This is a genomic window from Cryobacterium sp. 10I1, from assembly GCF_035019805.1.
GTDB classification, from domain to species: domain Bacteria; phylum Actinomycetota; class Actinomycetes; order Actinomycetales; family Microbacteriaceae; genus Cryobacterium; species Cryobacterium glucosi.
The window spans coordinates 1-13,087 of the sequence record NZ_JASJVF010000079.1 but is presented as its reverse complement, the minus strand read 5'-3'; the positions used below and the strand labels follow the sequence as shown (position 1 = coordinate 13,087).

The window sequence follows — 13,087 nt, the reverse complement described above, 5'->3', positions numbered from 1 at the left end:
TTACGCGGAAGCGGGCGCGGGCATCCGCACCGTGAGCGCGCCGGGGTCGGCACGCAGGGAGACGGCGCGCACCGGGCCGAACTCGTCGCCGTCGATCTCGAACTCCTGCGGGTGCTCGAGCACGATCCTGATCCGTGAACCCCGAAGCGTCGTCATCACCCGTTCGTTGCTCGACTCGCTCTGGGCGATGATCCTGCGCCCGACCGCGGAGCGGCGCAGCACGCCGTTCTCCCACGTCACCCTGCGCCAGATGGTCAGCCAGCCGAGGACGCCCTTGGGCTGCAGCACGGCGATGTCGAGAATCCCGTCGTCCACCTGGGCATCGGGCAGGAACTGGATGTTGCCCGGCAGGACCCCGCAGTTCGCGACCAGGATCGTGCTCACGTGCGCCGGCCGGTCGGTGCGACCCTCGAGGCTATAACGGATGCGGAATGGCTTCGACTTCGGGATCACCCGCATGCCGGCATCGACATACGCGAGCCAGCCGACCTGTTTCTTGAGATCGGCGCTCGTGTTGGCGATCATCTGGGCATCGAGCCCGAGGCCGGCCATCACCAGGAAGACGTGTTCGGCTTTCTCACCCTCGGTGTCGGTGAGCACTGCGACGCCGAGGTCGATCGCCCGGTCCACGCCGCCGAACGCGATCTCCACCGCCGCATCGAGGCTCGCGAGCGGCAGCGCCAGGTTTCGGGCCAACAGGTTCCCCGTGCCGGCCGGCACGATCGCGAGGGCAACGCCCGTGTCGCGCAGGGCCTCGGCGACCGCGCGCACGGTGCCGTCCCCTCCCGCCGCGAGCACCACGGATGCCCCTTGTTCGATCGCCGTCCGGGTCGCCCGCTGACCGGCATCCGTCTCGGTCGTCGACAGCCACACCGTGCCCGACCACCCGGCGGCGGACTCGGCCGCTGCGACGCTCGCGCGGAGCTTGACCACGTCAACCTTGATCGGGTTGTACACGACGGCCGCTCGACGGCCGCTCGGAGTCTCACCGGGAGTATTCACGGGGTAAGGCTAGCAAGGCGCTCCGGCGGGCGCTTGTAGACTGGCACGGTGATTGATCCTGTACTGCTGCGAGAGAATCCCGATCTGATCAAGCGTTCGCAGAAGGCGCGGGGCGCTTCGGTCGAAGCTGTCGACGCCGCGCTCGCCGCGGACACGGCCAGGCGTACCTCGATCAAGGCCTACGAAGACCTGCGCGCCGCCCAGAACCAGTTCGGCAAGCAGGTCGCGAGCGCGCCCCCCGCCGAGAAGAAGGCCCTCGTCGCCGAGGCCCAGGCTCTCGCCGCCCGGGTCAAGGCCGCTGCGGCGACCGCGACGGATGCCGAGGCGGACTTCACCGGGATCGTCCGCACCCTCGCCAATCCCATCATCGACGGCGTCCCGGCCGGAGGCGAGGAGAACTTCACCACGCTCCGCACCCACGGCGAGATCCCCACCTTCGACTTCGAGGCCCGCGATCACCTCGAGCTGGGCGAAATGCTCGGCGCGATCGACATGGCCCGCGGCGCGAAGGTGTCCGGAGCGCGCTTCTACTTCATGCGCGGCATCGGAGCCCGGCTCGAGATCGCCCTGATGAACATGGCCCTCGACCGCGCGCTCCAGGCCGGGTTCATCCCCCTGATCACGCCCACGCTCGTCCGCCCGGAGATCATGGACGGCACCGGCTTCCTCGGCGAGCACGCCGACGAGATCTACTACCTTCCCGCAGACGACCTCTACCTCACCGGCACGAGCGAGGTTGCGCTCGCCGGGTACCACTCCGACGAGATCCTCGACCTGAATGATGGCCCGCTGCGCTACGCCGGCTGGTCCACCTGTTACCGCCGCGAGGCCGGCTCCGGCGGCAAGGACACTCGCGGCATCATCCGGGTGCACCAGTTCAACAAGCTCGAGATGTTCACCTACGTCCTCCCCGAGAACGCCGAGGCAGAGCACGACCGCCTCGTCGCCCTGCAGGAGGGCATGCTGCAGTCCCTCGGTCTCAGCTACCGCGTGATCGACGTCGCAGCGGGCGACCTCGGGTCGAGCGCGGCCCGCAAATTCGACATCGAGGCGTGGGTGCCCACCCAGAACGCCTACCGCGAGCTGACCAGCACGAGCAACTGCACCACGTACCAGGCCCGACGTCTGGACATCCGCTATCGCACCGAATCGGGCAAGACCGCGCCGGTCGCCACCCTCAACGGCACCCTCGCGACCACGCGTTGGATCGTCGCGATTCTCGAGACGCACCAGCGAGCGGATGGCTCGGTGCTCGTCCCCGAGGCGCTGCGGCCCTGGCTCGGCGGCCTCGAAGTCCTCGAGCCGATCCGATGACCGCGACCGTCTCGCCCTGGCTCGTCGCCCTCGACATCGACGGAACCACCGTGCACGAAGACGGTTCGATCAGCCCCGCCGTGCTCGAAGAGGTACAGCGGCTCACCCGCTCCGGGCACGAGATCATGCTCGCAACCGGTCGTTCGACGGCGGCCACCCTGCCGGTGCTCGAGCGCCTCGACATCACGCCCCGCTACGTGGTCTGCTCGAATGGCGCGATCACCCTGCGCCGGGATCTGACCGCGCCGACCGGGTATCGCCGCGAATGGGTCGAGACCTTCGACCCGAGCGAGGTGCTGCTCTCGATCCGCTCGCACCTCGGTGACGCACGCTACGCCGTCGAAGACGAGCACGGCTTCTACCGGTACACCGAGCCCTTCCCGGATGCCACTATCGGCCTCGACAGTGAACACGTCGAGTTCGACGAGCTGCTCCGCCACGAGGCCACCCGCGTCGTCGTTATCTCGCCTGACCACGAGATGGAAGACTTCCTGCAGGTCGTCGAGCAGATGGGCCTCAACCGGGTGAGCTACTCGATCGGCTGGACCGCGTGGCTCGACATCGCGCCCGACGGCGTCAATAAGGCCACCGCAATGGAGCGGGTCCGAGCCGAGCTGGACATCCCCCGTGCCCGGGTGATGGCCGTCGGTGACGGACGCAACGACATCGAGATGCTCGAGTGGGCCGGGCTCGAGGGCCGCGGCGTTGCCATGGGCCAGTCCCCCCATGAGGTGCTCGCGGCGGCCGGGGAGATCACGGGAGCCGTGCTCGACGACGGCCTCGCCACGGTTCTCGCGTCGCTCTGACGCCGCTCCGGCACCCCTCCGAACCGCCTCGCTGCGGGCGTCCCAGCCTGCTGGCAGGGTGAGGAAGGCGCGATCGGCTAGAATCGGTCGGTATTCGTGTGTTGTCGACCGGGCGTTCTTCGCCGGACCGGGCCGCGAACGGGAGGGCTGTCCGAGCGGCCGATGGAGCCAGTCTTGAAAACTGGTGGACAGAAATGTCTCGTGGGTTCGAATCCCACGCCCTCCGCACGAACCCGTTACCCGGCCGGCACCACAGAAGGGATCTGAGTGAGCGACCAACCGAGACTCCGTTCCGCACGATCCCACAAGCTCAGCACCATCGCGCGGCACGGCCGGTTGAAGCACTCGAACCCGGTCGTCACCGTCGTCAAGTTCCTCGCAGCGGCCATGGCCGTCGTGCTCGTCAGCGGCGTCTCCGTCGCCGCGATCGCCACCCTCGACGTCGCATCGAGCGCGCAGCCCGGTGTGCACCTCGCCAACGAGACGAACGGCCCCGTCCCGCAGATCGGCGCCATCACAGGCGGCGTCAACCTCCTCATCGTCGGCAGTGACAGCCGCAAGGGCCAGGACCCGTCGTTCGGCCCGGAGGACTCCACCGGCGACCTCAACGACGTCACCATGCTCCTGCACATCTCGCAGGACCACACCAACGCCTCCGTGATCAGCTTCCCGCGCGACATGTTCGTGCCGATCCCGGCCTGCCCCGACCCGAGCGGCGGCACGTTCAATTCGATGAGCCGCCAGAAGATCAACACCACGCTCACGTACGGCGGGCTCGCCTGCACGGTGCTCACCGTGGAGAAGCTCACCGGCCTGACCATCCCCTTCGCGGCCGAGGTCCAGTTCAGCGGCGTGATGGCCATGTCCACCGCTGTCGGCGGCGTACCGGTCTGTGTCGCCGAGGAGATCCAGGACGAGTACACCGGCACCTTCCTCAAGCCCGGCATGCACACCCTCGAGGGTGTTGCGGCCCTGCAGTTCCTCCGTACCCGCCACGGTGTGGGCGACGGCAGCGACCTCACCCGGATCAACAACCAGCAGGTCTTCATGTCGGCCCTGGTGCGCACCATCAAGAGCGCGAGCACGCTGTCGGACCCGCTCAAGGTGTATTCGCTCGCGAAGGCCGTGACCGCCAACATGAAGCTCTCCGATAGCCTCAACAACGTCTCCGTGATCGCGTCGATCGCGGTCGCGCTCAAGGACATCGACCTGAACCAGGTCGTCTTCGTGCAGGTGCCCACCGGCGGCACGACCGGCGGAGTGCTCCCGCTCCAGCCCGACTTCAAGGAACTCTTCACCGCGGTCGCGGCCGACAAGGCCCTCAAGCTCGGCGGCACAACGGGGCGCGGCGCGACGCTCGACCCGAGCGCGACCGCGACTCCGACGCCCGCCGCGACGACGGATGCTTCCGCGACGCCCGATCCCACGGCATCCGCCGGTGCCACCCCGATCCCCACCCCGACGGACGCCACGACCCTGTCGGAGTCGGCGACCGGCCAGACCGCCGGGGAGCTGACCTGCTCCGTCGGCCGCACCCTCAACAACCAGTAGGCGCGGGCCTTCGGGCACCCGTGCAAACGGATGCCGCCGGTACGGTTATGATTACACTCGTGTGTTTGCTCGGTGAATTCTGCGCAGGCGCCAAGGAGACGTCGCATAGTACGGCTTAGTGCACCACCCTGCTAAGGTGGAGTACCCTTCACGGGGTACCGTGGGTTCAAATCCCACCGTCTCCGCACGTGTCTTCCCCCTACATCCCAGTGTTTTCAAGGGACGTGGGGGTTTTTTCTTGGGCAAAATCCTCCCGTGGCAACACTTTGGCAACACTTGAGAACGTGGCAGCCTGATTCAGGAGCGTTGCGCGGCGTCCAGATCGCCGCGACGGACGCCGGCAATGTCATCGATTGAGTCTGCATTAGCGAGTAACCCCGCGACCACAATGGTGACTTTCAACCTAGCCTTCGCACCAGAGGGGTAGGGAACGTCGACGAACGGTTCGCGACCGCGCCCAGACCTGTAGACGCTTCCAACAGAATCGCCGGAATAAGGGCGAGGGCAGGGCGGCTGCGCATCCGCCTGTATAAAGAAACGGCCGGGCATCCCCATATCAGGCCCGGTGGCGCGAGGGTCGGTTTAGGTCTGCACTTGCCGTGACACTGGGACTGTTCAGCTTCTGTTTACTCGTAGGTCTATGGGCGATGGCCTAGAGTCGGAAATATGCAAGGTAGTCGATCTTGCATATCGTGGCGGGGGGCCATATTTTGCATTTGATAACTGTTCGAAAAAGGCTGAGGCTAGTCGTTGGAATAGCGCTGGGAGGGTTGCTCGCGGTGGGGCCAGCTGTCGCCGTGACGGCCGCACCGGTCGTATCTGATACGGAGCAAATCCAGGCAGCAATCACGATGGCTGTCGATCAACGCAACGCTTTGTCGCTTGTGCCAACAAGCGCTCAAGCCAGGTCTCTGGACCCGTCAGCGCAGGCAAAACCTGCGCTGCAAACTTCAACTAGCTCGAGGGATCGCGCCAGGCTAGTTACTCAGCAGAAGTTGCTGGCCGACTATGGCGAAGCATTCACACACTTCGGTTCGACAATCCAAGTCACCTCGGAGAGAAGTTCTGGCGCAACGGTAGAAGTCGCATTCACGGAAACAACAGCGATGACGTGAACAACAGATCCTGATGGAAATGGCCGGCCGGATTACGGATACCGTTTGGAGCAGACGGCGAGCGTCAATCGCGTCGGTGAGACATGGGAAGTGTCCAACTTGTCCCACGCCGTATCAACTGACCTCCCAGCCACGGTCCCGCCGAGTGACGCCGTGGCAGCTGCACAATCGGACGGATCAGCTCGCAATGCTTTAACTGAGGCGTTTGCCACGAAGAGTTTCAGCCAGAGCGAAAACCAGGCGGAGAGTCCCCAATTGACACGGCTAAAGGGCGCGGCCCAGGCGAATCCTGCTCCCTTTGCCGCATTGAGCACGTCGGACAGATCTGCGATCGTCGCCTACGCATACAAATGGGCGATGGCGCGAAATCCAGACTTCAAAGCGTTGGATGACGATTGCACCAGCTTCGCCTCACAAGCTCTGTTCGCCGGAGGATGGCAGCAAGAAATCGGATGGCCCACCGATCAGGGCGCTTGGTTCGGTGGCACTCTCTTGATGGCAAATGCGTGGAGCCGTGCCCAGTCTTTGTTCGATTTCGGCTATCAGGTTACAGGTCGATTCCACTACGCCCAAGACGCGCCGTCCGCTGGCGATATCACTTTTTGGATCTGGAGGAAGGGTGACGGCACGTATAACTACACCTTCGATCACACCTCAATCGTGACCTTCACGGATTCCACAGGGCAGCCGTACTACACCCAGCACACCAACGATCACGTCAACAAATCGCTGACACTGATGCTCGCTGACGAACCAGGAGCAATCTATTCGAACTGGGGAGTCTAGGTATCGGACATAGTCTTCGACAGGCCAGGGCTCTCGCGTATTCCGCGGGAGGCCTGGTCTGTGCTGCATTCTTGGTCGCCCTTTCTGGTTGCACTTTCGCGGACCCCACATCTGTTCCGCCGTCAGGTGCCACAGGTCGAACCGAGGCGCAGGTACTCAGCGCCCTCCAGAGTCCGGACTCTTCGGCCCTCCGCGCACTCTTTCCAAGTCAAAGCAAAACTCAAATTGACGCGGCTTGGGACGTGTGTGCGCCAGCGGCATCGAATCCAAAACGGGCAGTCACCCTTAACACAGGAGATGACGACCCTAAATTCGCGACAATTACCATCGCCACGCCCGCTAACACGCCCGGATCTCCAGGATGTGTGCTTTCGCTCACCTGGCAAGACAATAGTGGAGCGCGCGGGTGGCAGATTAATGGCGGAGTGTTGTCCTTCCCAGCCAGTGCTGCACCCACTGGATAACTCAACTCGACCCTTCGCTTGTTGGCCGGGATTGGGTCGGCCAAGATTCGGTTCTGTTGCCGGCGATCTGGATGGGAGGTACGCTTTGCGAGCGTTAACGCAGCGAACGTTTCCCTCCTAAAGGCCAGTGTTTTCAAGGGATGTGGGGGTTCTTTCTTGGCCAAAATCCTCCCGTGGCAACACTTTGGCAGCACTTGAGAACGTGGCGGCCTGATCCAGGAGGGTGGCAACGGCGTCCAGGTCGGCATCGAAGAGGTCCGCGTAGATGTCTAGGGTCATCGCAGCGGAGGCGTGGCCGAGCATCCGCTGCACCGATTTCACGTTCGCGCCGACGCTCACGGCGAGACTCGCGGCCGTGTGCCGGAGGTCGTGGAGGGTCATCCGCGGTAGGCCCGCCCTGGTCAAGGCCGTCAGGAACCAGCTGCGGGTTCCCACACTCACCCGCGTGCGCTTGAGGTGCTGCCCGAACCGGTCCGAGAACACCAGGTCGGTCGGCTGCTTTTCTGCACAGGCGTCGGCCAGTCCCGGAGTCAGAAACTCGGGGAAGGGCACCGAGCGGCGCTTCGATGACTTCGGGGAACCGACTTCGATGCGCCCGCCGACTTCGACGGCGTTCCGGTTGATGTTGATTCTGCGTCGCGCAAGGTCGAGGTCTCGCACTTCGAGGCCGATTGCTTCGCCCCAGCGCAGGCCGCAGTACGCGAGCACCAGCACGAGGGTGGACCGATCGCCGGAGGCTCGCGCCAGAGCGGCCACCTGGTCGTGGCTCAAGTACCGGTGATCCTTCTGCACCTTCCGGGGCAGGTTCACGCCGCGCGCCGGATTCGAGCTGATCCGTCGATCCTTCACGGCAATATCCAACAGCGCCGCGAGGATCCCGTAGGCGCGCAGCACGGTCGTGGCTCCCTTGCGACCGGTCAGCTCGGTGACCCAGGCCTGGACCTCGCTGTGCCGGATGGTCCCCACGGCGCGCCCACCCCAGACGGGCTCGACGTGCAACCTCCACGCAGACTCGACCGGGCGGAGACTCGACGGCTTCAAGTGCGACTGATGGGTCAACCACTCAGCGCCAAGGACGCCCACGGTGGCACGCGCCGCGGTTGCGTCGATGAACTCGCCCGTCGCCTTCGACATCTCCACCGACGACAGGAACAGGGCCGCGTCGCGTTTGGACGTGAACCCGCGCTTCTGCCCCTGCACGTGGTCGGGCTTGCGATAGATCACCCGATAGCGTTTGCCCGCTGTCGTCGTGTACGCGTGAATGCTGCCCATGGCTCCATCTCGATGTCGTCGTCGGTCGGGATCGTGAGGTGGTGAGAATTCTTGACTCTGGAATTATCGCCTCAACGTCCGACGCCGACCGAGGGAGTGACCGATCGCATGGCGACCGCGTCAGCCGGCCCAGCCGTCGAGTTTCCACCCGGCCGAGGTCAGATATGAGGACAGTTGGTTGATGCGTCGGTTGGCTTCGTCCAGGCGTTCTTGCGTGGTGTTCCACGGCTGGCCGGCGCTGCCTTCGCCGACGGCCACGTTCACTGCGGTTTCGACCTGGAGGTTGCTGGTCAGTCGGTTGCGTTCGCGGATGAGCGCGTCCAGTTCGCGCATGGCTTGTAGCTGGGTGCGTTCGGAGCGTTCGTCGGTCGTGGTCCACCGGTAGGCGCCGTCGGTCTCGCCGGAGATCCAGGCGTCGAACTCGACGACGGTCATGGCGGCGAGGGCCGGGCTGAGGTTGGGCAGGTCGAGGGCGTCGAGGGGACGGCCGACGGGGGCGAGCAGGAACAGTGGGGAGACGCCGAGGGCGTGGGCGATGTTCAGCAGTTGGCTGACGGCGAGGTCGCTCTTCCGGCCGGCTTCGATGTTCTGCAGGATTGCCTCGGTGACGTTGTCGCCGGGGATCGTGTCGGCGAGCTCCTTTGTGGTGCGGATGCCGCGGTGTTTCCGGATGGCCTGGATGCGGTCGCCGATGCTCGTCTCAGTCCGAAAATCTGTCATATGGACAAGATACTACCCAAACACTTGTCAAACGCGAGAAGTCACCATATTGTGACCTCAACATTGGAACAACCGAAGGGTTGTCATCGAGACAGGATGATCATGGACGACGACTATATCCTCCCCGCCACCGTGGGTGAGATCACCGGAATGAAGACCGGCGCCCTCGCCCAGCTCCGCTACTTGGCTCGGGGTCCCCGGTTCTACAAACCCACACCCCGGACCGTGCTCTACAAGAGATCCGAAGTCCTCGCCTGGATCGAAGCCAGCGCCACCACCCGCACCTCAGAGCCTCCGATTCGGTACTGAGCCATCTCGTTACGCCCGCGGCACTTAATCGCCCACGGTGGCACGGGTGGGCGCCCGGGACCAGTGAGCGTCGTCAGCAGAGGAGTCGATCGATGCGCAGACCAGCGTGCACGGCGGACACGTCGCCTCACGTCCGCAGGGGTGGGTGAGGTCTTGTGGGCTTGTATGCGGCGAAGAACGCCGTCCTGGTCGCCGCCCAGCTGGGCCTGGGTCATGCGTCGACGCTGTTGCTGATCCATATGGCCTTGGAGTGCTGGGACGATGAGCGCAATCCGGGCGGTCAGCCGCCCCGACGCTATTTCGCTGGCCGGGAAGCGTCTGCTCTCGCCCTCGGGTTCCTCGCCCCGTCCAACGGGAGCGCCGCGGCCCACCAGGCCGTCAAACGCGCCGTGACGGAACTCACGAACACTGGAGCGATCACTCGGGTGCGGTCGGGCCGGAACGGGCGTGCAGCCGAGTTCGAACTGAACCTCAACAGTGCCAAGCCGCCGACGCCCGGCCGCCGGCTTCCGGAGTTCCGGGATCGGGTCGCGGATGTCTAGGGGGTCGCTCAGCGTCCCCCTCAGGGGTACGGTCCCCGTCCCCTTCAGGGGTACGAAAACTGACCCAGCAAGGGGACGCTCACCGTCCCCTTTAACAGTAAGGAACAGGAAGAACAAAACTGGAGCAGTACGCGCGCGCGAACCATGCCTGTGGATAACTCACCACCGAAACCCGCGCTGGACTAAGGGCGAGTTGAGTCGTTTGCTGTGACGATGGCCCGTCGTGCGTTGGGCCATCCGGTCCAGCCTCGAAGTTCGAATAGGTATTCGTTCCCCGATCGGATGGACTGACCGAGGGTTTCCGCTTCCTTTTCGCTGAGGACGCGTCCGCCGGTGACCTGCAGGAGCCCGCAGGTGGTGTCTACGTCGTAGACCACGCCGAGGAAGCCGGATTTTCCATAGGTGTCGTGGTGGGACGCTGCGTTCACGGTGCAGGTCGAAAAGGATGAGTCGTTCCACCAAATCCCGGCTGCCACTCCATAGGCCAGCATGAACGTCATCCCGATCGCAAGGATGACCAGACAGGTGAATGCGAGCCGTTTTACTCGGCGGTCGCGCGCAGTCACCGGGCGCGGAGTGAGGGGCGGAACGCTCGCCGTGAGGGGTGTCGAATTGAAACGTGCCTGGATCCGATCCGCTAGCGAATTTCGCTTCCCCATCTCCGCAGCATACCGGCGACCGTCGATGGGCTCACCGTGTCGCTCTGGCGCGTTCCGGCGATGACTGACAAGATTGCACCGCGCTGGGCAGGAGTCGCGATATTCCAACTCGAGGGGGACGCAGTGGCAGAACATGAACCGTGGTTTGGTCCGAAGCAACTGGGTGGCGGCTGGGGTCCGCACGCGTGGCAAGGGTGGCTAATCGTTGCTGTGTTCACGATCGCGGTGGTTGTGATTACGATCAGTGCGACGACGCAGACTGGCTAACAACGTGGCTCGGCCCGCTGGCAACAGGCGTTCAGTTTGGCCGGCCGAGGTGACCGACGACGAATCGCAATCGGGAGGGAAGCGAAGGGCATGCCGTATGTGATGCGTCGATGGTTTTGGTGGGCCGGTGTGCTCGCGCTTGGTGTCGTCCTTGTGGGTGGTCGGCTCGTATGGGCGGGCGCATCGGGTCCGCCACTCACCTGGGCAGACGTGCTTATCCCGGTCGCCGTCATCGGCGGCTTCACGGTCGCAGTGGTTGTGCTCTACGTGGTCCTCGTGAGAGTCATGGGAACCCGACGGCAAGACGCGGCCACTCTCGCTGCGATCCAGTCCAGCGAGCCCGACGCCGTGGTCGTCTACGTCGCCCAGACAGCGGTCTCGAGGAGGGCCCTCGAGGCTCTTGGTGGGAACGTCGTCTTCGAATGGGCTGCCGCTCTTGGCGTGACCTCATTGGGCATCAGTATTTGGCAGTCTTCGCGGGAGGGGAACAGTGTCCGACTCTTCGACCTCCGCTGGAGCGACGTCCGAGACGTGCGTCTGGTGATGACGGCGATCTTTGGCAGTACGACGCCGACCCTCCAGCTGTCGTTCGCCGCAGGAGGCGACCATCCTGTGGTCGTCCCGCTTATCGTCCGACGCGGATTCGGTTCAGTGATTGGGCTCGGGCATGGCCGGCACATAGAAACAATCGAAGCGAGAGTTCAGGGCCTGCGCGGCTCGACGGAGTAGGCATTCGCCGGGAGTACTCGTGCCAGCCACGGTGGCGGCGTTGTCAGGACGAGCGGGCCTTCAGGATGTCGCGGCGGCGTGCGCGCATTCGTCGGGTAGTCGTTTGCCCCGTCATCGAGAGCGAATAGGTAAACGACTGCCCGAGGGCACTCTTTCCCTGTCCCACCGCCTCCCCCTCGCTGCGCTCACTTCCCAACCCCCCACACTCAACGGCTTTGTGTGGGGGGTTGGGAAGTGAAGGGGAGGTGGTGGGACAGGGAAAGAGTCAGAGGTAGATGAAAGAAATATGAATGAAAGAAAAAGAAAAAAACAAAGAGAAAAAACAAGAAGAAAAACGATGAGGTACTGAGGTTCTAAGGGCGGGATGAGTTGATGGTGCAGGTGACAGAGCGTGATCTGGCGATGGTCGAGTGGCTGGGCGTTGTGCGTGTGGCGGAGGTCGATTCGATCCGGTGGGCACTGGGCGCGATGTCGGGTTCAGCGGAGCCGATCAGCACCAGGAAGGCGCAGCACTGGGTGATGCGGATGGTTCAGGCTGGACTCGTGGCCCGGGAGCGCCCGACGTTCCAGAGTGCGTCGTTCGTCTGGGCGACGCACGAGGCTGTCGGTAAGCAGCCGCCGAACCTGTTCCGGCAGACCACGAGGCACGAGGTCGCGGTCGCGGCGGTATCGGCCCGGTATCTCGCTCTCGGCTATACCTGGAAGCGCGACCGACGACCGGTCAGCCATCTCGACCACCAGGCCGACGGTGTCGCAACCTATGGCGACTGTGTGGAGCTTGTCGAAGTGGAGCTGACCGCGAAATCCTCACCGCGATACAGACTGATCTGCGAGAACCACTCGATGCGGCTCGCTCGTGACGGGATATCTCAGGTCGTCTACTTCTGCACGGCGGATGCCGACCGAGTCGTGACTATAGAGGCCGACAGATTCATCTTCCGCACAGAACGCCCGCGGCTTGTCTCAACGATCGCCTTCGACAAGCGGGGGCACTGGCTCGGCAGCGCACTCGACCCGCGCGCCACAATCGGACCGTCGGGTGCAGGACGGCGCAGGGGCGATGATGCGATCAACCGGAAGCTTGAGAAGACGACGTCCGCGACGTCTATGGCACAGTTTGGGACCGGCGTAGGGGTCGGTAATCGTACAGCGAGGGCAGGGGATACTTGACCTCGTGACCAACTCACTTCTGACATTCAACATCGTTGATGGACAGGTCGTGCTGGTCTTCAGCGCACTGAGTATCGCAGCGTTGATCTATCTCGTAGTGCGTCCCGAACCACGATCACTCGGCGGCCGGAGAGCGCTTCGACGACGTCCTACCGTCCGATGGGTGCGCACCGTTCTTGTGGCCGCTGGGCTCGGGGCCATCGCGGCGGTTATCACTCTGAGCATCACCGAACTCGGCCTCAACGTATTCGGAACACCATTGCAATCCGATACGCGGTACTGGGTAACCGGGGCCTTTGCCGCTCTAGGAGCGTGAGTCAGTAACGCCTATTCGGCTTTGATGCCAATGAATGCCTCCGATGTCGTCGGGTTGGGTTGGGG

Annotated in this window: 13 protein-coding genes and 2 tRNA genes; 11 read left to right on the top strand and 4 right to left on the bottom strand. The window is 64.1% G+C overall.

Going from position 1 to position 13,087, the window contains the following annotated elements; all coding sequences use genetic code 11:
• Entirely contained in the window at nucleotides 1–1,002 is a 1,002-nt protein-coding gene (locus QN345_RS09145) for a diacylglycerol/lipid kinase family protein (RefSeq protein WP_134449153.1), read from the bottom strand.
• 48 nt (nucleotides 1,003–1,050) lie between these two features.
• Here QN345_RS09145 and serS point away from each other — a divergent pair, with 48 nt between their 5' ends.
• From serS to QN345_RS09115, 6 genes are all read left to right on the top strand, one after another.
• Nucleotides 1,051–2,316 (top strand): serine--tRNA ligase, encoded by a 1,266-nt coding sequence (gene serS / locus QN345_RS09140; RefSeq protein WP_134449152.1) that lies wholly within the window; start codon nucleotides 1,051–1,053, stop codon nucleotides 2,314–2,316.
• Entirely contained in the window at nucleotides 2,313–3,122 is an 810-nt protein-coding gene (locus tag QN345_RS09135) for an HAD family hydrolase (RefSeq protein WP_134449151.1), read from the top strand. Before serS ends, QN345_RS09135 begins: the two co-directional genes overlap by 4 nt.
• 141 nt (nucleotides 3,123–3,263) lie before the next feature.
• Nucleotides 3,264–3,348, top strand: a tRNA-Ser gene (locus QN345_RS09130).
• Between the two features lie 41 nt (nucleotides 3,349–3,389).
• Nucleotides 3,390–4,673 (top strand): LCP family protein, encoded by a 1,284-nt coding sequence (locus QN345_RS09125; protein ID WP_241975523.1) that lies wholly within the window; start codon nucleotides 3,390–3,392, stop codon nucleotides 4,671–4,673.
• Between the two features lie 94 nt (nucleotides 4,674–4,767).
• A tRNA-Ser gene (locus tag QN345_RS09120) sits at nucleotides 4,768–4,858 on the top strand.
• Between the two features lie 1,083 nt (nucleotides 4,859–5,941).
• Nucleotides 5,942–6,574 carry an amidase domain-containing protein gene (locus tag QN345_RS09115; protein ID WP_323504967.1) on the top strand — a complete coding sequence of 211 codons (633 nt, stop codon included), beginning with the start codon at nucleotides 5,942–5,944 and terminating at the stop codon, nucleotides 6,572–6,574.
• A 581-nt stretch (nucleotides 6,575–7,155) separates the two neighbouring features.
• Here the strand turns inward: QN345_RS09115 and QN345_RS09110 are convergent.
• Both QN345_RS09110 and QN345_RS09105 read right to left on the bottom strand, forming a co-directional pair.
• On the bottom strand, nucleotides 7,156–8,310 hold the full coding sequence (locus tag QN345_RS09110) for a tyrosine-type recombinase/integrase (protein WP_323504968.1): 1,155 nt from the start codon (nucleotides 8,308–8,310) through the stop codon (nucleotides 7,156–7,158).
• A gap of 120 nt (nucleotides 8,311–8,430) precedes the next feature.
• On the bottom strand, nucleotides 8,431–9,030 hold the full coding sequence (locus QN345_RS09105; protein ID WP_323504969.1) for a helix-turn-helix transcriptional regulator: 600 nt from the start codon (nucleotides 9,028–9,030) through the stop codon (nucleotides 8,431–8,433).
• Nucleotides 9,031–9,132: 102 nt separating this feature from the next.
• Here QN345_RS09105 and QN345_RS09100 point away from each other — a divergent pair, with 102 nt between their 5' ends.
• Nucleotides 9,133–9,339: a hypothetical protein gene (locus QN345_RS09100; protein ID WP_323504970.1), complete on the top strand. Its 207-nt coding sequence runs from the start codon at nucleotides 9,133–9,135 to the stop codon at nucleotides 9,337–9,339.
• Nucleotides 9,340–9,494: 155 nt separating this feature from the next.
• The gene (locus tag QN345_RS09095; protein ID WP_323504971.1) at nucleotides 9,495–9,881 is read left to right on the top strand and encodes a hypothetical protein; all 387 of its coding nucleotides are present in this window, start codon (nucleotides 9,495–9,497) and stop codon (nucleotides 9,879–9,881) included.
• A gap of 182 nt (nucleotides 9,882–10,063) precedes the next feature.
• Here the strand turns inward: QN345_RS09095 and QN345_RS09090 are convergent, their stop codons facing one another.
• A complete protein-coding gene (locus QN345_RS09090; RefSeq protein ID WP_323504972.1) occupies nucleotides 10,064–10,447 on the bottom strand; it encodes a hypothetical protein in 384 nt (127 codons plus the stop codon).
• Nucleotides 10,448–10,936: 489 nt separating this feature from the next.
• Between QN345_RS09090 and QN345_RS09085 the strand changes: the two genes are divergently transcribed.
• The 3 genes from QN345_RS09085 (at nucleotide 10,937) to QN345_RS09075 (ending at nucleotide 13,022) form a co-directional block, all read left to right on the top strand.
• A complete protein-coding gene (locus QN345_RS09085; RefSeq protein WP_323508591.1) occupies nucleotides 10,937–11,536 on the top strand; it encodes a hypothetical protein in 600 nt (199 codons plus the stop codon).
• A gap of 372 nt (nucleotides 11,537–11,908) precedes the next feature.
• The gene (locus QN345_RS09080; RefSeq protein WP_323504974.1) at nucleotides 11,909–12,706 is read left to right on the top strand and encodes a hypothetical protein; all 798 of its coding nucleotides are present in this window, start codon (nucleotides 11,909–11,911) and stop codon (nucleotides 12,704–12,706) included.
• Nucleotides 12,707–12,710: 4 nt separating this feature from the next.
• Nucleotides 12,711–13,022: a hypothetical protein gene (locus QN345_RS09075; protein ID WP_323508590.1), complete on the top strand. Its 312-nt coding sequence runs from the start codon at nucleotides 12,711–12,713 to the stop codon at nucleotides 13,020–13,022.
• The last annotated feature ends 65 nt before the right edge of the window (nucleotides 13,023–13,087 follow it).

Coding starts and splice junctions, on each gene's coding strand:
- QN345_RS09100 (WP_323504970.1), top strand. CDS start 9,133: ATGGACGACGACTATATCCTCCCCGCCACCGTGGGTGAGATCACCGGA.
- QN345_RS09105 (WP_323504969.1), bottom strand. CDS start 9,030: ATGACAGATTTTCGGACTGAGACGAGCATCGGCGACCGCATCCAGGCC.
- QN345_RS09080 (WP_323504974.1), top strand. CDS start 11,909: ATGGTGCAGGTGACAGAGCGTGATCTGGCGATGGTCGAGTGGCTGGGC.
- QN345_RS09135 (WP_134449151.1), top strand. CDS start 2,313: ATGACCGCGACCGTCTCGCCCTGGCTCGTCGCCCTCGACATCGACGGA.
- QN345_RS09110 (WP_323504968.1), bottom strand. CDS start 8,310: ATGGGCAGCATTCACGCGTACACGACGACAGCGGGCAAACGCTATCGG.